Here is an 18,822-nt window from a genome sequence, read left to right on the forward strand (position 1 = left end):
TTTTATTGTTTTATTTCAACCACCTACGCTATTGAATGAATCTCAATTGGGGGGTATTCCCCGTTATTCCCCATTTCGGGGGAGCGCGCCTACAGCGGCGCATCCACAGCCAGCCCCTGCAGCCGACGGTACTGGCGCAGCACTTTTGGCACGTAGCTCTGGGTCTCGGCATAGGGCGGCACTACCCGGCCCCTTCGTAGCACCGCATCCGGGCCGGCGTTATAGGCGGCCACTGCCAGGGTGATGTCGTTGTCGAACAGGGTCAGCATGCGTTTGAGGTAGCGTGCCCCGCCCTGCAGATTCGAGGCGGGATCCAACGAATTGGTAACCCCCAGTTCCCGGGCGGTATCGGGCATCAACTGCATCAGGCCGACCGCACCGCTGGCTGAACGGGCGTTAGGGTTGTAGCGAGACTCGGCCTGGATCACCGCATGCAGTAGCGCCGCCGGCACATCGTTGGCTTCAGCCGCCGCCGCGACCAGCTCGGCATAGGGCATACCGGTGATCATCTGCGCCTGGTCGCTGCTGGCCAGGCTAGTTGCCGATTCACTGATGACCCGTTGATAGGTGCGGCCAGGGCGGTGAACGTTGGACAGCACATAGCTGCCGTCAGCCTTGATAGAGATGTACATATCGGCTTGTACCGGGAGCACCCAGGTCAGCCAGACAAAGATTCCTGCAGATAACCAGTACATGGTCCCGCCCTCCCCGTTGCGGCCCCGAAAAGTGGGGCATATGCCCCGATTGCCGAGGCGCAAGGCTACTGACGCAAGCACTGTGCCGCCTTGCCGGCCGCGCAGCGCAAAGGCTTGCAGCAGACGCGCACGGCAATTGCATGAGGCCTTGCAGGCGCACGATGGAGGGCCTTGTCATGAACAAAAAAAAGTACTCGCAACAGGGATTCACCCTGCTCGAACTGCTGGTGGTATTGGTGGTACTGGGGCTGCTCGCGGGCATAGTTGCACCCAAGTACTTCAGTCAATTGGGGCGTTCTGAGGCCAAGGTGGCACGGGCGCAGATCGAAGGCCTGAGCAAAGCGCTGGATCTCTATCGACTGGAAGTGGGGCATTACCCCAATTCCGAGCAAGGCCTGCAGGCGCTGGTCGCTGCCCCCAGCGACGAGACACGCTGGTCAGGCCCCTACCTGCAGAAAAAAGTCCCCCAGGACCCGTGGGGCCGCAACTACATCTATCGCCAACCCGGTGAGAACGGTGAGTACGACCTGCTCTCGATGGGCAAGGACGGACAGCCCGGCGGCGAGGGTGAAAACGCCGAAGTCACCAGCTGGCAGTAAGCGGAGGAGCGACACATGCGCTACGAGCTCAAGGCATTGGGAAAGTCCGGGGTGATCCTGCTTACGCTCGATGCCCAGGACGCTGGACAAGCTCGTTTGCAGGCTGAGCAACAAGGCCTGCGGGTGGTCAGCGTGCGCAACTGTGAGCGCTTTGGCAAAATGCGCTGGCGTCGCAAGGAAACCTTCGACCTGGTGTTGTTCAGCCAGGAGCTGACCACCCTGCTCAACGCTGGCCTGCCGTTGATTGATGCCCTGGAAAGCCTGGCCGAAAAAGAATCGGCACCCCAGGCGCGCAAGACGCTCGGGGAATTGGTACGCCTGCTGTATGAAGGCAAATCCTTTTCCCAGGCGTTGGGGCAGTTGCCCAGTGTGTTTCCCCCGCTGTATATCGCCCTGGTGCAATCCAGCGAGAAAACCGGGGCCCTTGGCGATGCCCTGGGGCGTTACGTTGCCTACCGCCAGCGCATGGACGAGGTGCGGCAGAAAATCGTCAGCGCCTCGATCTATCCCTTGTTGCTGTTGATCGTCGGCGGTGGCGTGGTGCTGTTTCTGATGGGCTATGTGGTGCCGCGTTTCAGTCTGGTGTTCGAGGGCCTGGGCACTGAACTGCCCTGGCTGTCACGGTGGCTGATGCAGGCCGGAATGTTCCTGCATGCCCAGCAGGCGCCTTTGGGTCTGGGTGTTGTGGGTGTGATCGCCAGCCTGCTGATGCTGCGTCGGGATCCACGGGTACGAAGTTGGCTCAATCGCCAGCTCGAACGCCTGCCGGCCCTGCACCGACGCCTGGTGATGTACGAGCTGGCGCGTTTCTACCGTTCCCTGGGAATCCTCTTGCAAGGCGGCATCCCCATACTCACCGCCATGGAAATGGCCCGCGGCCTGCTTGGCCTTGCCGCCAAACAGCGGCTGGAACTTGCGTGTGAAAGGGTACGTGAAGGCCTGTCGTTGTCAGCTGCGCTCGAAGCCGGGCAACTGGTCACGCCGGTATCCCTACGCTTGCTCAGAGCCGGCGAACAATCAGGCAACCTAGGGCAGATGATGGAACGCAGCGCCGATTTCTACGATGAAGAAATCAGCCGTTGGGTCGAATGGTTCGTCCGTCTGTTCGAGCCCTTGCTGATGACCTTCATCGGCTTGTTGATCGGCCTGATCGTTATTCTGATGTACATGCCGATCTTCGAATTGGCCTCCAGCATTCATTAGTGACAAACGTGACAATCCTGGCTGCTTGCTGTATAGATTCGGCCACCAAGGGGAGCCTGGCAACAGGCTGAGAAACCGCTGGCACCTGCAGCGCGGTGACCCTTCGAACCTGATCCGGATAATGCCGGCGAAGGGATGGGGGATTGCCAACCTGCCTCTCTGCCGGTCTCACTGTCGCCATCTTTGAGGCCAGTACCATGACCGAACGCTTCACCGACACCCTTCGCCGCCAGAGCGAGCCGAGCTGGACGCAATCTGTCGAGCACCGCTTCGTCAACGAACTGCTCGACGGCACCCTCGACGATGCGGTGCTGATCAACTACCTGATCCAGGATCACCGCTTCATCGATGCTTTCCTGACCTTGCTCGGCGCCGCCATTGCCAGTGCCGATACCTTCGAGGCGCGCATTCGCCTGGGACGTTTCACCGGCGTAATTAGCGGCGAAGAGAACACCTACTTCCTGCGCGCGTTCGAGGCCCTCGGGGTGACGCCAACGCAGCGCCAGCAAGCACCCGACGCAGTGCCCACCGCAGGTTTCAAGGCGATCATGCGCGAAGCGGCAGCGACTCGCTCCTATGCCGCCGCCCTGGCCGTGCTCAACGTTGCGGAAGGCCTGTATCTGGACTGGGCATTGCGCGCGCCCAAGCAACTGCCGCCGCGCTTCGAACATGCCGAATGGATAACCTTGCATGACAACCCCGACTTCCAGAGCTTCGTCGCCTTCCTGCGCGCCGAACTGGACCGTGTCGGCCCTGCTCAAGCGCAGATCAGCACCGACTTCTTCCTGCGCGCCGTTGCCCTGGAGCACGCATTCTTCGACGCCGCCTACGACCTCAAGGGATAAACCATGGATATCTTCGACCGCCTGAAACAGGCAGCCGCGGCTGACTGGAACAGCTACGTAGACCACGACTTCGTTCGCCAGATGGGTGCCGGCACCCTGGCGCAGCCAGCGTTTCGCAAATACCTGGTGCAGGACTATCTGTTCCTGATCCAGTTTGCCCGCTCGTGGGCGCTCGCAGCCTACAAAAGCCGTACCCTGAGCGACATACGCGCGGCGCAGGCGGGGCTGGCCGCGATCCTTGATGAAACCGAGCTGCATGTACGTTTATGCGAGCGTTGGGGACTCTCCCCCGAAAACCTGGCGGCTACACCCGAGCATCAAGCGACCGTCGCCTACACCCGCTTCGTGCTGGACTGTGGTGCCGCCGGAGACCTGCTTGACCTGCACGTGGCGTTGGCACCGTGCGTCATCGGCTATGCCGAAATAGGCCGCAACCTGACACCCGAGGGTATCGAAGCCCTGACCGATCACCCTTACCGGGACTGGATTGGCGAATATGCTGGCGCGGGATACCAACATGTCGCCAGCGCAGCGCGCGCCCACCTGGACGACCTTGCCTCAAGAACAATGACAGAACGACGCTTCGAGGACCTGGTCAAAGTATTCGCCCAAGCCTCGCGCCTGGAAGCAGACTTCTGGCAGATGGGCCTAAATGCTGAATAATCCTGTAGATCTGGCACTGGCACTGGCTCTTGATCTTGCTCTTGATCCACTCGCCCCGTTAACCAGAAGGGCCGAGTGAAGGTGTTGCGAAAGGGCTAGCGCGCAGCGCCTTCGGCTTGGCCGAAGTTGCGAATCGTAGTGTTGCTTGCAACGCGTAGATCGCAATGCCCTGTAGCGACACCGTAGCGAGGGGACCCGAAGCGCAGCGTAGGGCCCCTGGTGGGGCAAGCCCTTTGCTTACTTTGGGGCGACTGCCAAAGTAAGGCGCCGTAAGGGCGCAAAGGTGACTCAACGCCACCATCGCCATTGGATATGTGCAAAATCGGGTGGACCCATACACCCTCACCACTGACGCTTGTCCGGCCGGCTCAGGCCAAGCTTCTCGATACGGTAGCGCAACATATCGCGACTCAGCCCCAAAAGGCGGGCCGATTTCGTCACGTTCCAGTCTGTGCGGTCGAGCATCTTGCGCACCATTTCCCGCTCCACCTCCGGCAAACTGGTTGAAATCGCAGATTCCCCATTGCCATGGCTTTCATGAAAAGCCGGGGCCGGCATTTCAAAAGGCTCATCAACCAGACTCATACACACGTTGAGCTGGTGCGGAGCAATCTCTTCGGCAGGTGCAAGCAATACCGTCTGCTCAAGCATATTGCGCAACTCCCGCACGTTGCCCGGCCAGCTGTAGTTGAGCAGCACCTCTTCAGCCTCAGGGCTGAAATAAAGATGGGTCTTGCCGTAGCGCTTGCCATGCAAGCTGAGGAAATGCCGGGCCAGCAACAGGATATCTTCACCCCGGGCATACAGTCTGGGAACCTTGATCGAGATAATGCGCAGGCGAAAGAACAGGTCACGGCGAAACTTGCCCTGTTGCACCATCTGCTCCAGGTTGCAGTTGGTGGCACTAATAATACGCAGATCGACCTTACGCTCCTTCACCGCACCGATACGGCGAATGGTACGGTCCTCGAGTAGCTTCAACAGCTTGGCCTGCAGCAGCAGGTCCATTTCACCGATCTCATCAAGAAAAAGCGTGCCGCCATCGGCCGCCTCCACCAAGCCGACCCTGCGGTCCTTGGCATCGGTGAACGCGCCCTTCTCATGGCCAAAGAGTTCCGCCTCCAGCAGATTGGCTGGAATCGACGCACAGTTGAATTCGATGAACGGCCCTTTGCTTCGCGCGCCATCATAATGCAGGGCCCGAGCCACCAGCTCCTTGCCCGTGCCAGTTTCCCCCTCGACCAAGACTGGCGGCAAGTCGCCGCTGGCCATGCGCCGCTCGGCATCGAGCAATTGCGTGAGGGTATGCTTGAGGCTCAGCATGGCCGGTGATTCACCAATCAGTGACTGGCCTCCGGACTTCTGCGCTTCACGCTCCTGGTAGAACGACAGCGTGCGTTCCATGCGCTCGGCCGCGAGCGCCTTGTCGAGCATCAGTTTGAGCTCGGCCAGTACCACCGGTTTGGTCAGGTAGTGAAAAGCGCCCTCTTTCATTGCCAGCACGGCATCTTCGACATTGCCGTAGCCCGTCATCATGATCACTTTGAGTTCCGGCGCACGCACGGCCAGGGCCTTGATCAGCTCATGGCCACTCATGCCCGGCAGCGAATTGTCGGTCAACACCGCATCGGGCTGGCACTGAGCCAATTGCTCCAGAGCCTGCTCGGCGCTATGGCAAACGGTGACCTCAAAACCTTTTCGCTCTAGATAGGTCTGAATATTTTCTGCGAGGATTTCATCATCCTCCACCACCAGGATGCTGTGCTCCATGATCCCCTCCCGCTGCAACATTGAAAGTCAGGCTTACGCGGGTTCCTTCCTCTTCGCGACTGGTCAGACTGACCGCGCCGCCGAAACGCTCCATTATTCGTTTGACCAACACCAGGCCGACGCCAAGACCGCCTTGCTTGGTGGTGAAAAAAGGCTTGAACACCATCCGTTCCTGCTGCTGGCTCATGCCCTTGCCGGTATCACTCAAGACTAGCTGGATCTTGCCTTCATCAGTCAGTTCACGCACGTGCAGGGTCAGCCGGCCGCCACCGGGCATTGCCTCCAAGGCATTGGAAAAAAGACTGTTGAGAATCTGCGTAAGCAACACCGGCTGGCTAATCACCAACGCCTTCGACGGTGTATCCACCTGAAGCTGCACCTTATTGCGCTCGGTCTGATAGGCAAAAGCGCTGCAGGTGTCTTCTACTGCCGCGACCAGGTCGACGGCTTCGGCATCGTCCTTCAACGGCTGCAAGGACACCAGTAGCTCACGCACCCAACGCGACATACGGTCGACCTGGCTAATAATGTCACCGATATTCTTTTGCGAATGTTGGCTGGCCACTTCCTGCGCCAACTCGGCGCTGGTGCGGATAGTTGCCAGCGGGTTACGCAAGCTGTGCGCCACCGCCGAAGACATTTCGCCGAGGGCGCCGAAGGTTTCACTGGCCACCAGTTTGCTCTGCTGGGCGCGCAGGAGGCTGGCAGCGCGGCGAACGATCCAGAACAGGCCAAAGTAGATCAGCGCGCCGCCCAGCAGCGTCGACGTCCAGATCAATACATAGCCGCGCTGGATACGCCGAACCAAATCCTGCGGCTCCTTGTAGACCTCGACCATCGACAGCACCTGCGTGCCGCTTTCGTCGAACATTGGAATGTAGTTTTCGATGAACAGGTACTGCGGCTCGCGCAAAAATTTCTGTTCGTCGCGGTCTTCGTTGGCCTTGTGGTAGCTGGCTGATACTGGCACTTGCGAATTGAATGATTCATCGAGGTCATCATCGCCTTCGATCTTGCGTCCAACAAGCTGCGCATTGGTGGACCAGACAATCGTGCGATCAAGGGCATAGACGTTGGTCAGCAAGGTATCGGGCAGGTGCTCGACGTGGTCGAGAAATTCGATACGAGTGGAGGCCACCAGGTCAGGACTGATTCCCGGATGCTGGTTGTCCAGGCGCGGATCCAACAACTGCGCCATGGTTGTGCCCGGCGGAATACGCGAATGGCGCACTTCTGCCTTGGCCATGGCCTGGATGAACTGGGCGGTGAGCATGGCATCCCGCTCAACGCTGTCATTGACCACAAAGCGCGTCGAGACATAGCCCAGGCCAACCGCCACGGCAGTGATAATCAATAGGCTGACCACGGAAAACCAGCGCAACAAATTGAAGTCGCGCAAGCTCCGATCAGGTGACGCATGGAACGGTTGGCCCTCATCGGCCTGTTTCTTATTCAGCACCTGCATTGATATTTCCTGGCGGGCTGTTTTTTTTTAAATGTATAGCCCAGTCAGGCTCTGGTGTTTCACATCAATTCTAATGATCCGCTGCTCACTGATAGTATTTTGCCTCTATTGGGCGATAGCCGCCTCGTCGTCTAGCGCTTGGGCTTGTTCAAACACGCCCTGGCGCCGAGCTTCCTGCTCGAGAAACTCCAGAACACTGTCAGTGTTGTCCGAGGACAGGCGCAAGTTCGGCATGGCCACCCGATTGAACTGTTCGAACAGGGTCAGCGCCAGGGCATCACGCTCTGCCAGCATGCGATCTGGTTCGCGTATCCAGCGACTGAGCCAGGCGCGATCACGTCGCTGGGTTACGCCCAGAAGATCCGGACCAACATTGCGCATACCAACGCCCTGCCCATCTTCAGGGCCAACACTGTGGCAAGCGGCGCAACGGGTCCGGAACAACTCTTCGCCGCTGCTGGGCGGGCGTATGTCCGGTGCCTGGACGTAACTCTGCTCGCTACTGGGCGCCTTCCAGTTCTGCAGGCTGTTGGCCAACTGGTCGGCAAGAATCCAGGGGTTTTCGAATGGCGAGGCCTTCATCCAGCGACCGGTGGCCTGGTTGCCAACAATCAGACTCAGGTTGTGGTCGCGACTGCGACCGTTGTCCACCCCTTCGATAAACAACCCCAGACGCCGGCGCAAAGCATCGATCTGCTCCTTGTCACCGGTCAGAAAGCACCACCCGGGGCCGACTTTGAATCGCTCTGCGTAAGCCTTGAGCACCTGCGGGGTGTCACTGAGCGGATCGATACTGATGGAGTAGAAAAACACATCGCTACCCACGCGTTCGCCCAGCAGTTGCTGAACCTGGCGCAAGCGCGCAGTTTCCAATGGGCACGAGTCGCCACAACCGGTGAAGATGAAGTTCACCACCACCACCTTGCCCTTGATCAAATCATCGAAAAAGCGCACCTGCCGACCATCCTGGTCGGTCAGGAGTGTGTTGGGAAAGTAATCCGCCCCCCAAGGTGTGGCATCCTCAGCCAGCCCCTGGAGGGCCCAGCACAGCAGTGCTGCGCCGAACCAGATTGAAAGTCGCCGCATGATTCACACCTCGTTCGCCATTGGCCAAGGGCTACTTGTTGATCTTCACCTGCGGCCCCTTGCCATCCCCGCTGCGCCAGGTGGGCAGCGCGGCAGAGTTGATGTACTGCACGCCGTCCCAACTGGGCAATGGCGTTGGCATCAACTGCAGTTGGCCTGGGTGATCAATGTCCCAACGCAGCAACATCGAGTTGTCCTCATGTTGGGTGTTGTGACAGTGCTCCATGTAGGTACCGGCGAACTCGCGAAAGTTGATCGCCATCTCGACGTTATCCAGGCCGTCACTCTCGTTGCCGATGCGGTAGACGTCCTTGCGCGCCCATTTTTCCCATTCCGGTGGCGCTTTGCCGCCGCGACTGAGGATGATGCCTTCCTCGAAGTGCACATGCACCGGATGGCTCCAACCATTGCCACCGTTCTGGATCTTCCACACTTCCAGGGTTCCTGCGCCGCTGAATCCCGCATCGGTGGGGCCGGTTGCCAATTGTGGCGAGGCATTGAGCCGACGCGGGTCCATGTTGTAGCCCAGGCCGCCGTCCGTCTTGATGGTCCACGGCACCTGGTCGGTCCCATCGGATCGACCGAAAATGAATGTCCGGTGGCGAGCCTGGGCCAGGCGCGCCTGATCGGCGGGGTTGTCACGGTGCAGCTTGAGCGCAATCATCACCTTGCCTTCGGCCTTGCCCGGTTTGGCTGGTTCATAGTCTGCCGGGTCCATGGCCAGGTCCTGGCCGCTGTAGGCCTTGACGTTAAATTGCAGGACTTTGCCCACCGCCGGGTCACCCTTGTCCCATTGCGGGCCTTTGCTGGTCTGCTTGATGACTGCCAGGTACTTCTGCGAAAGCACATCGGCAAGATCGATATCTTCCTTGGGCCCTTTGCCGGTGTCGTGGGCCTTGAGGTTGATCAGGTACAACTTGTCACCCGGTTTGATACCGTTCCTGGCAAAGTTGACGATAATGTCGAAACGCTCGGCAATGCCCTGGGTGGGCAAAATCGCGTTGTGATTGTTGCGGTTACCGTCACCGTCCAGGTCCATGCTGCCGTCGAAGGGCACCGAGTGCTCCATGATGTTGCCGTCGTTGGCAATCATGTGGAACGGCACCCGCGCATAAGACAGACCCGAGCCTTTGGGGCCGGCAAACTCGCCGCCGCTGCCCTTGATTTCGCGCACCATTGCCAGTTTGAAGTAGCGCGAAACCGAACCATTGAGGATGCGCAGGCGATAGCTGCGAGCACGCACATCGAGGAAGGGTTTGTACTGCCAGTTGACCAGCACCTGGTCGCCCAGGAAGCCATCGGTGTTGAACGGGTTGAACCACAATTGGCCATCCTGGCCCCAGGCCTTGTCGGCGATCAGCAGGTTGACGTCATAGTCGCGATTGCCCCAGGACAACGCCGAACCACTGGGCAGACGCAAGTTCACACCGTCAGCAAAGGCTTCATTGCCGCGATCCAGTGCGCTGTAGTAGTTCATCATCGCCGCGTTGCCCTTGTAGACATTCTGCGCGGTGAAATCGAGCATATGGTCGTGGAACCAATGAGTACTCATGGTTTCGCGCCAGTCGCCACGAATGCGGATACTGCCGTTGTCGCAAGTTTTCAGCCCAGGCTCGGCGTCATTGACCCAAAGCTTTTCCCCCGGTGTGCAAGGGAATGCCGCGCGTGGGTCTTCGGCACGGGTATTGATACTGTCGTATCCGGCCAATTGCAGCGGCCAGCGATAATCATAGAACTGCCCGGGAAAGAAGAAGGCGTTGGCATAGCCGTCGCTTTCTGCGGGAGAGTGACCGTTGTGCTCATGGGTACTGATGGTGTGCAGGCCAAAACCATGGTTGGCCGCAGGATCAATCGGCAGTGCGTTGTAGTGACGCATCAGCAGCGGCTGACCGTAACGCACCATCAGCAGCTTCGCAGGCAGCGTGCCGTCAAAGGTCCACATCGACTTGTGATCCTGCAACGGCATGTTGGGGTGAAAACGCGTATCGACGCCCTTGGTGGTACCGAGGGTATTGGCCTGCCCGGCAGTGTTGTAATACAACCCGCCCGGGGCAAACTCGCCAACACTGTAGTGATGCATCTGAGTGGCATCGCGCACGCCACCATTGATTCGCGCACCGGCCTGGGCTGTCTTGTAGGCGGCTTGCGGGTAGAACTCGTTCCAGCGCTGGTGCGACCAGCCTTTTCCAGGTGGCCGCCCTTCGGCAGGTGCGCCAATATGACGGTTAAGGAACATCTCGATCTGCGTTTGCCACGGGTTGCGGTCTACCACGTTGGCGAACTGACTGGGAAATGGTGTCAGTCCAGGTTGCTTGAGAAAGGCATCAAGCAATGCACCATTGGGAGCGCTACGGGCAACGCTGACAGGGTCCTGCTGCGGCGCAGGGCCGGTGGTCGGCGCAGGAAACACCAACAAATCGGCGGGGGCGGTAGGGTCCAGGCGGGTCGGTCCAAATTCTTCGAACAACAACAACTGTTGGCTAAAAGGCGCTGCGCCAAACATCGGGCTTGGCGCGCCATTGGTGGGGTAATTGAATGATGTCTGCTGGGCAGGTGGCCGCGGATTTTCCTGCCGAGGCGTGTCTCGATCGCCCTCTACACCATCCGGCAGGTCGAACGCCCCGACATTCGCCTCGGGAAGCGTCAGCAGGTTATTCAAGGCAGCTGCCGGATTGGCAGGTACATCGCTAAACGCCGACGGATCTCCCGGCTCCGGCGGGTCAACGTCGTCAATTGGACTGGCAGAGGCTTCAGCGACGAGTAGTAGCGCCAAAGCTGCGCTCAGGCAGAAGGGGTATTGAACGCGTTTGAACATGATCTTTCACCCAGTGTTGGCTACCGGTAATGTCGATTTGCAATTACCCAGCCAAAACTGTTTCAAGATATGTACATACTCTTTATCAATGAGTTACATCATCTACTCACAAGATATTGACTATGCGCGGGGAAATTCCCCCCATTATTGGGCCTGCCAACCCCCGAAAAATTCGCTCAAACCCCCGCTGATTTACGCACCACGCGAAAGCTCATTTGCACGCAGGTGCCCTTGCCTTCGCGACTGCTCAAGCGCACCGTACCGCCAAAGCGCTCCATGATCCGCTTGACCAGTACCAGTCCCACTCCCAGCCCTCCCTGCTTGGTGGTGTAGAACGGCCTGAAGGCCATGCGCAGTTGATCGCTACTCATGCCCTTGCCACTGTCACACAGACGTAATGTCACACTCTTGCGGTTGTGATGAACCAGTTCGACGCGCAATATTCCGCCCTCGCTCATCGCCTCCAGCGCGTTGGCAATCAGGCTATTGAAAATCTGCCCGAGCAACACTGATTGGCTCAGTACGCGAACATTGGCGAGGGGATCGAGGCGTACCTCAACACCGTTGCGTTTCAGTTGCAGGCTGAATGCCTGCAAGCTGTCCTGCAGCACCCGCTCCAGCTCAACCGCTTCGACCTCATCATTGAGGGGGCGCAACGACTGCAGCAACTGGCGAACCCATTGAGACATGCGATCGACCTGGCTGATGATGTCGCCAATGTATTTTTGCGCCGGGCCTTCCTCGATCTCCTGCGCCAGTTCGGCGCTGGAACGGATGCTGGCAAGGGGATTACGCAAACTGTGCGCCACTGCTGAAGACATCTCTCCCAGCGCGACAAAGGTTTCGTTGTTGATCAGACGCTTTTGCTGGCGCGCCAAATGACGGTTTGCATGGAACATCAGCCAGTACAAGCCGCCATACACCAGCGTCGCGCCCACCGCCACAGCCAGCCAGATCATCAGCAGGCCGTATTGAATACGATCGATAAGGTCGCGAGGCTCTTTGTAGATTTCGACCATTGCCGTGACGTTTTCATTGTCGGCATCGAACAGCGGAATGTAGTTCTCGATGAACAAATTTTCCGGCGGGGTAATGAACTTCTGCTCGCTGCGGGCCTGATCGACGTTGTGGTAGCTGGCCGAAACCCGGACCTTGTTGTCGAAGGCATGGTCCAGGTCATCGTCCGACTCGATCAGCCGTCCAACCAGCGCCGGGTTACTGGACCAGATCACCGTGCGATCCGGCGCATAGATGTTGGCCAGAAGCATGTCCGGCAGGTGCGCGATGTGGTCGAGAAACTCGCCGCGGGCATCGCGACGCGCCACCGGATTGACCTCGGGGAAGTTCTGGTCCTGTCGCGGATCAAGCAACTCACCCATGGTGCGTACATTGGGGATCGACACATGACGCACTTCTGCCGAGGCAATGGACTGGATGAACTGCGCGGTCAGCAGTGCATCGCGCTCGACACTTTCGTTGATAACGAAACGACTGGAGATCAGTCCCAGTCCTACCGCCACCGAAAGGATAATTGCCAGGCTCACAAAGGCGTACCAGCGTAGCAAATTGAAAGGCCGGGGGCTCGTTGCCTGAGTGGGGACGGTTTCTTGCTGCGGCAGTGAATCCAGACGTGATTGCAGGTCCATCACGAACTCCTGGCAAAGGGCTTCTTAGGTTATAGCCCAGTTAACTTCGATTGCCCCGCCTGCGCCCCCAATTACCCCCAACCCTGGGGCATCGGCCCCGCTCAAGCGCCCTGGCGCCAAGCCGAAAATCCCCCTCCAGGCCAGACTCCGCAAGGGTTTCTGAAAACTGGTATGGAAGTTGCCGAACCCTGTGCAGACGACCCAAACCCATGGGCCCGATTGCAAGAGGGAAGACTCATGCACCGTCCAACGCCCCACCCACTGGCACTGCTGATTCTGGCTGGCCTGATCCAGGCGCCGGCCCACGCCGCGCTGTTCGAAGTTGACCCTGGCCCTTACCTGCCGGCCACCGGTGGATTCGCTGCGTGGTATCACGACACCCACGGTCGGGTACTCGACCTGTGCCTGACCACGGCGGTCAGTTCGCGGGTAGCCGGGGCTCCAGGGGCTCCCTCGTACATGTGCATCTTGAACCCGGCACCCGGCGTGTACGATGACACCAAGCCGATCAGCTTTCCAACCAACTACCCCGATGAAACATTCTGGTTTACCGCCGACGCAGCCATCGTCGACGCAAACCGCGGGATCGACTTGAGCTTCGGCACTGCTGTCGAGGCGGCTTTTGCCGCCGATGAAGTGGTCGATGGTGACCAGGTCAGCTTTGCCCGGGTGCGGATCCGCGTCGATGTTCCAACAGCCGGTACCTACATCATCACCCACCCATACGGTGTCGAGGTGTTCGATGTGCCAGCAGCCGGGCGGCGCGCGATCAATATGACCCGCGACATTGGTATTGGCGGCCAGAAGTCCTATACCGGCGCACTCAAAGGTGATGTCGGCCCGTTTCTGCGCGGGGTCGGTGGTCCCTACACCGAGACCAACCCCATCTCGGGTGCCAGTGAGCGCTTCATCGGCGACCCAAATCTCAATGAAGCGGTCACCGGAAGCCCATTCAATACCAACTTCGTACGTATCGAAGGCCCAAATGGTCTGGACCTGCGGACCACCTTGTTCGCGGTCTCGGGCAAGCTCTCCAACGTTGTCCGGCCAACCCCTGTCATTGCACAGCGCAGCACTTATTCGCGTCATAGCGACAACGGAGACCTGCGCGCCCAACAAGATATCTTCGTGCAAGCCCCACCACCGCCCGGCACCGCGGCCCTGACCAGCCAAACGCCTAATTTGAATCTTACCGAAGCCAACACCACGGGTGCCTGGTACGCACAATCGCCACTCAACCCAAGTCTGCCAGTGGATCTGCTGGTGACTGCCAACAATCAGTTGGCGATCCCCAGCAGCACACCGACCACCCTGAAGATGCCGCTCACCGACCTGGTTGTCATCCAGCGCGCCGAATTCAGCCTGGCCTCTGGCGACCTGACCCTGGTCGCATCTACCAGTGATGAAACCGAAACGACGGTGCTCAACGCCTTCACCGGCAATGGAGCAGTCATCGGCACCATGAGCGGCACTGGCGCGGTCAAGACTCTCATCACCGGGCTCTCGCCGATCCCGCCGGCCGTGGTCACCGTGACCAGTGGCAACGGTGGTAGCGACAGCGAAGAAGTGGTGCTCGTGCCATGAACATCTTTACGCCACGTCCCGTAGCAGGAGGCAGCATGAATAACTGGCCACGCCTGGCGCTTTGCGCAGCCGGGCTTTCCCTCTCGCTGGCTGGCACCGCCTGGGCCGGCCTCAAAGCAGTCGATCCGGGCCCCTACACGCTGGCCACCGGGCGTTACCCGATGTGGTACCAGGACAACAATGACCTGTCGATGGAGCTGTGCCAATCGAGGGCCACAAGCTCACGCGTCGGCGTTTCGGTACCGCCCGCCTACATGTGTACCCTGCTGCCTGAGCCTGGCATCTACGATGATGCCCTGCCTCTGGTGTTTCCGGACAACTGGCCACCAGAGATGTTCTGGTACCTGGCTGAAACATCGATTCCAGCGGTAGGCAACAGCGGCTATGAACTGGATGTCTATGTCGCCGGCATCGAAGCAGCATTTGCCAGCGAGAACCCGATCGATGGCGACCAACAGAGCTTCGCGCGTATCCGTCTGCGGGTCTCGGTGCCTCAGGCCGGTACCTATGTCATCACTCACCCCTACGGCGTCGAAACGGTCAACGTCACCACACCGGGACGCAGGGCGATCAACATCACCCGTGATGTTGGCATCGGTGCACCCGGGGTGTTCAGTGGCGTGCTCAAAGGCGCAATTGGCCCATTCCTGCGCGGTGTCGGTGGTCCCTACACTGAAATCAACCCGGACACCTCCGCCAGCGAGACCTTTATAGGCGACCCAAACATCACTGAACAGGTCACCGGTAGCCCGTTCAACACCAACTACGTAGAGATCAAGGGCCCCGCTGGGACCATCCGTACCGACCTTTTTACCGTTTCCGGCAAAGTCCTCGATGCGCGCAGCCAGGTGGCTGCAGAGCTGGAGCGAGCCACTTACCGACGTACTGCTGACGGTACCCGAGTAGAGGTATTCGCCAAGGCACCGAACACCGCCACCTTGTGCTTTCGCGAAAGCCTTGCACTGGTGCCAGGCACTCCGCCGTCACCTTGCCAGTTCGACCTGCTGACAGACAAAAGCGGATTGTTCTTCGCCCACCACTACAGCAACAGCGCCCCGCCACCGGTGATCGTGGTCACAGCCACCGATCCAACCGGCGTGAAACGCCCCACTGCGCTGTCGCGCAAACTTACCGACGTGGTCAAGGTGACCTCTGCACGGTACGACTGGGCCAACAAACGCCTGCGGATCGAGGCCAGTTCCAGTGACGAAGTCAGGGTTCCTGACCTGGTTGCCCAAGGGTACGGGCGGATGTCCGGGTCGGGCGTTGTGAAAACCCTTACGGTCAATGACCTGAGCCAACCTCCAGCGACTGTCACGATCAAATCCGCTGCCGGCGGCAGTGATACCGAACCGGTAGTGATTGTTGGCAACGCGCCGGTCGAAGCGGAAAACCAGGCCCCCGTGGCGCAGGCAGACCAGGGCAGCACCAGCTTTGGCGTTGCATTGACCTTGAACCTGCTGGCCAACGACAGCGACCCGGACGGCAACGTACCGCTAACCATCACCGACCTCACCCAGCCTATCACCGGGCAAGGCACCGTCACGCTTAACGGCAGTACCTCAGTGCAGTACACCCCGCCACCGGTGGTCGAAGCGCCAATGACCGTCACCTTCACCTACCGTGCCCAAGACAGCAAAGGACTGAAATCGGAGATCACCACGGTAACCATCAACGTTGCGCCGAACCGCGCACCCGTCGTCGTCAACGACACCGCCGCTACATTGGGTGTCGCCCTGCCGATCAACGTCTTGCTCAATGACAGCGATCCGGATGGCAACGTCCCTCTTGCGGTTGACTCAGTGACTCAACCCGGCCCCGGCCAAGGCACGGTCAGCAACGGCGGAACCCAGGTCACCTATACCCCACCGGCAAACGTGACTGCGGCGTTCACCGCCACCTTTAGCTACATCGCCCGAGATAGCTTCGGCGCCCTGTCGGCACCGGCAACTGTCACCGTGCAGGTATCGCCAAGACCGGCGGCAGAAACCTTCGCCATCACCGCCGCGACCGTCACCGCGCGTTCCAACAACCGCTACAACTGGGATCTCTCCGGTACCTCGTCGGTGACGACTGGCAACACCATTACAGTGCAGGTCACCACCCCTACCGGGTTGGCCACCCTGGGCACCACCACGGTACCGCTGACCGGTCGCTGGCGGTTGACGGTGAGCAACAGCACCACGGTGATCCCGACAGCCACACCGTCGGCGACCATCCGCACTAGCCAGGGCACCGTCCGTACCGTGCCGGTTACCGTGCAGTAGAACGCAGGAGACATGACCATGGCGCGCCTGACCACCTTGCTGTTTTGCCTGACCCTGATCGGTCAGGCCGCCCTGGCCGATGACTTGATGGATAACGCCGACCTCGGCCCAGGAGGCGACCTGGGTGAACCGCTGTCATTGCAACCGCTGCCGGCCACTACCGGTCAGCAGGCGCAGGTGGAGCAGAACGGTCAATCCAACCGGGCCGCCATCGGTCAGGACGGACAAACCCTGTTGGGCCGCATCGTGCAGTCAGGCGGATCGCAAGAGGCGTACATCCTGCAACAAGGCAACGACCTGATGGCCAACATCAACCAGCAAGGCTATGGCAACAGTGCCTCGATCGCACAAAGCGGCAGCAACAACCGCGCGAACATCGAGCAGTACGGCAACAGCAACAACGCCAGCATCGTTCAGACCGGCAGCGGACTGCAAAGCTCCGTGGTCCAGACCGGCAACGGTCAGCACGTACAAGTCAACCAATATCGTTGAAACCTGGAGGCACCACCATGTTCAAGCTCGCTCCCTTAAGCGCCGCCATTGTTCTGTGCCTTGCAGGCCAGGCGATGGCTGACGAAAGCCAGTCGACTCAAAACCAGAGCGGTACTGAGAACATCGCCGAGGTAAAACAACTGGCCGCCGCGCTCAGTGTTACCACTCAAGACCAGCAGGGCCTGGGCAACAACCACGCAGCCAAACAGGAAGGAGGTAATAGTTCGATCCAGCAGAGCACCGCCGGCGAGTATAACGCCGGGTATGCCGAGCAACTGTACGAATACGGCAGCAAGATCAATCAGCAATCGGCCGGGACCTTGAACAACACCCACGCAAGCCAGTCCCTGGGCACCGAAAACGAAGCCCGACAAACCCAGGAAGGCTCTGGCAACTTCTCGTTCGTCTACCAGGACAGCCAGACCGGTAGCCAGGGTTCTACTGTTCAGTACGGTAGCGACAACCGTGCCTATATCGAGCAACTGACCGCTGGCGCGGCCAACAACGCCGAAAGTACCCAGGCCGGTATCAACAACTACAGCGCTGCCGAACACATCAACCACAACGATGGCCAGATTGCTGTCTACCAGGCTGGTGACAACAACTGGGCATACGGCGATCAGCGCGAAGGCCAGGGAGGAACCATCACCATCAACCAGAACGGCGGTGGCAACTCCACTGAAATCTGGCAGGACACGCAAACGGGCAGCCATGCCAATCTCACCCAATATGGGATGACCAACGAAGGTGTAATCGACCAGAGCTTCGGCGACAGCAACACCGCCAACGTTGTGCAGATGGGCAGCGTCAACGCCATCTATGCCGATCAATACGAATCGACAGAGTCGCTGGCTACATTGACCCAGTCAGGCACCGGCAACGTGAGTTTCAGCTACCAGACCGGTGACAGTCATGTGCTGGAGGTCAGCTCCAACGGTGACGGCAACAAGGTGTTGGCGAGCAACTGGAAGGGCGATAAGTTCGGCGGCCAGTTCGGCACCAGCCAAACCGCAATAGTCACCCAAAATGGCAGCGGCAACAGTGCCAACCTGACCCAGAAGGACGTCGCGCAACTGGCGCGCTTGAACCAGAGCGGCGTGAACAACACCGCCGAAGTCACCCAGGTCGACAGCAACAACGAGCTGTACTTTGAACAGAACGGCAGCGACAACTTGCTGATCGCAGATCAGCGCGGCACTGACAACTACGCCACAGGCTCAAGCGCAGGGGTAAAAAACAGCATCAATGTCGAGCAGTCCGGCAGCGGCAATCAAAGCTCCACCTGGCAACTGTATGGTGACAACAACAGCGCCATCATCAAACAAACCGAAGGCGTCAACGTGGCCTACGTGACTCAAGGTGGCTCCTTCAACCAGGCCAATGTCGACCAGAGTGGCGCCAGCATGTCCGCGACCGTTCAACAGTTCGGCAACGGCAACCAGGCGACTGTGTTGCAGCAATGAGCATTGCGCAGCGGCGAATGAGCACCGCTGCTGCGCCGTTTACCCTCCTCTCCCCGATTTGGCCGTGACTACCGATGGGGTGGTCACGGCCGTTTTTTTGCTGGCAACAGCCTTGCTCCGAGTCGCCAAGATCAGCTGCCGTTTTGCGCCAGACCCCATAGCAGAGCCTTGAGGCTCAACCTCGTTAATATTTTATTTTTCTCCCAAAGGGTTTACTTGCGAATGGTAA

Annotated in this window: 14 protein-coding genes and 1 riboswitch; of the genes, 8 read left to right on the forward strand and 6 right to left on the reverse strand. The window is 59.3% G+C overall.

Annotation, left to right across the window (positions count from 1 at the left end; translation table 11 throughout):
- Window positions 1–89 precede the first annotated feature (89 nt).
- Entirely contained in the window at window positions 90–695 is a 606-nt protein-coding gene (locus D3Z90_RS14140; protein ID WP_136476548.1) for a lytic transglycosylase domain-containing protein, read from the reverse strand.
- Between the two features lie 176 nt (window positions 696–871).
- On the opposite strand from D3Z90_RS14140, the gene gspG reads away from it, so the two are divergent.
- The 4 genes from gspG to D3Z90_RS14160 all read left to right on the forward strand — a co-directional run bounded on the left by gspG (window position 872) and on the right by D3Z90_RS14160 (window position 4,005).
- Window positions 872–1,294, forward strand: a complete 423-nt coding sequence (gene gspG, locus D3Z90_RS14145) for a type II secretion system major pseudopilin GspG (protein ID WP_136476550.1) — start codon at window positions 872–874, stop codon at window positions 1,292–1,294.
- A 15-nt stretch (window positions 1,295–1,309) separates the two neighbouring features.
- Window positions 1,310–2,497, forward strand: a complete 1,188-nt coding sequence (locus tag D3Z90_RS14150; RefSeq protein WP_136476552.1) for a type II secretion system F family protein — start codon at window positions 1,310–1,312, stop codon at window positions 2,495–2,497.
- A 38-nt stretch (window positions 2,498–2,535) separates the two neighbouring features.
- A riboswitch (TPP riboswitch) is annotated at window positions 2,536–2,650 on the forward strand.
- A gap of 44 nt (window positions 2,651–2,694) precedes the next feature.
- Window positions 2,695–3,342, forward strand: coding sequence for a TenA family protein (locus D3Z90_RS14155; protein WP_136476554.1), 648 nt, complete (start codon window positions 2,695–2,697; stop codon window positions 3,340–3,342).
- Window positions 3,343–3,345: 3 nt separating this feature from the next.
- Complete coding sequence (locus D3Z90_RS14160) at window positions 3,346–4,005, forward strand: TenA family protein (protein ID WP_136476557.1); 660 nt, start codon at window positions 3,346–3,348, stop codon at window positions 4,003–4,005.
- A gap of 342 nt (window positions 4,006–4,347) precedes the next feature.
- Here the strand turns inward: D3Z90_RS14160 and D3Z90_RS14165 are convergent, their stop codons facing one another.
- The 5 genes from D3Z90_RS14165 to D3Z90_RS14185 form a co-directional block, all read right to left on the reverse strand.
- Window positions 4,348–5,775: a sigma-54 dependent transcriptional regulator gene (locus D3Z90_RS14165; RefSeq protein ID WP_136476559.1), complete on the reverse strand. Its 1,428-nt coding sequence runs from the start codon at window positions 5,773–5,775 to the stop codon at window positions 4,348–4,350.
- The gene (locus D3Z90_RS14170) at window positions 5,744–7,240 is read right to left on the reverse strand and encodes a HAMP domain-containing sensor histidine kinase (protein ID WP_136476561.1); all 1,497 of its coding nucleotides are present in this window, start codon (window positions 7,238–7,240) and stop codon (window positions 5,744–5,746) included. The genes D3Z90_RS14165 and D3Z90_RS14170 overlap by 32 nt, the downstream gene beginning before the upstream one ends.
- A gap of 105 nt (window positions 7,241–7,345) precedes the next feature.
- Complete coding sequence (locus D3Z90_RS14175; RefSeq protein WP_136476563.1) at window positions 7,346–8,326, reverse strand: SCO family protein; 981 nt, start codon at window positions 8,324–8,326, stop codon at window positions 7,346–7,348.
- Between the two features lie 31 nt (window positions 8,327–8,357).
- Window positions 8,358–11,141 carry a multicopper oxidase domain-containing protein gene (locus D3Z90_RS14180; RefSeq protein WP_136476565.1) on the reverse strand — a complete coding sequence of 928 codons (2,784 nt, stop codon included), beginning with the start codon at window positions 11,139–11,141 and terminating at the stop codon, window positions 8,358–8,360.
- A gap of 176 nt (window positions 11,142–11,317) precedes the next feature.
- On the reverse strand, window positions 11,318–12,787 hold the full coding sequence (locus tag D3Z90_RS14185) for a sensor histidine kinase (RefSeq protein WP_136476567.1): 1,470 nt from the start codon (window positions 12,785–12,787) through the stop codon (window positions 11,318–11,320).
- Window positions 12,788–13,024: 237 nt separating this feature from the next.
- On the opposite strand from D3Z90_RS14185, the gene D3Z90_RS14190 reads away from it, so the two are divergent.
- The 4 genes from D3Z90_RS14190 to D3Z90_RS14205 are packed head-to-tail and all read left to right on the forward strand — an operon-like array spanning window position 13,025 to window position 18,593.
- Complete coding sequence (locus D3Z90_RS14190) at window positions 13,025–14,371, forward strand: hypothetical protein (protein ID WP_136476569.1); 1,347 nt, start codon at window positions 13,025–13,027, stop codon at window positions 14,369–14,371.
- A 35-nt stretch (window positions 14,372–14,406) separates the two neighbouring features.
- The gene (locus tag D3Z90_RS14195) at window positions 14,407–16,638 is read left to right on the forward strand and encodes an Ig-like domain-containing protein (protein ID WP_136476571.1); all 2,232 of its coding nucleotides are present in this window, start codon (window positions 14,407–14,409) and stop codon (window positions 16,636–16,638) included.
- An 18-nt stretch (window positions 16,639–16,656) separates the two neighbouring features.
- Window positions 16,657–17,130 (forward strand): curlin, encoded by a 474-nt coding sequence (locus D3Z90_RS14200; RefSeq protein ID WP_136476573.1) that lies wholly within the window; start codon window positions 16,657–16,659, stop codon window positions 17,128–17,130.
- A gap of 17 nt (window positions 17,131–17,147) precedes the next feature.
- Entirely contained in the window at window positions 17,148–18,593 is a 1,446-nt protein-coding gene (locus tag D3Z90_RS14205) for a curlin (RefSeq protein ID WP_136476575.1), read from the forward strand.
- The last annotated feature ends 229 nt before the right edge of the window (window positions 18,594–18,822 follow it).

Origin of the sequence: Pseudomonas sp. DG56-2 (assembly GCF_004803755.1) — a bacterium.
GTDB lineage: Bacteria > Pseudomonadota > Gammaproteobacteria > Pseudomonadales > Pseudomonadaceae > Aquipseudomonas > Aquipseudomonas auratipiscis.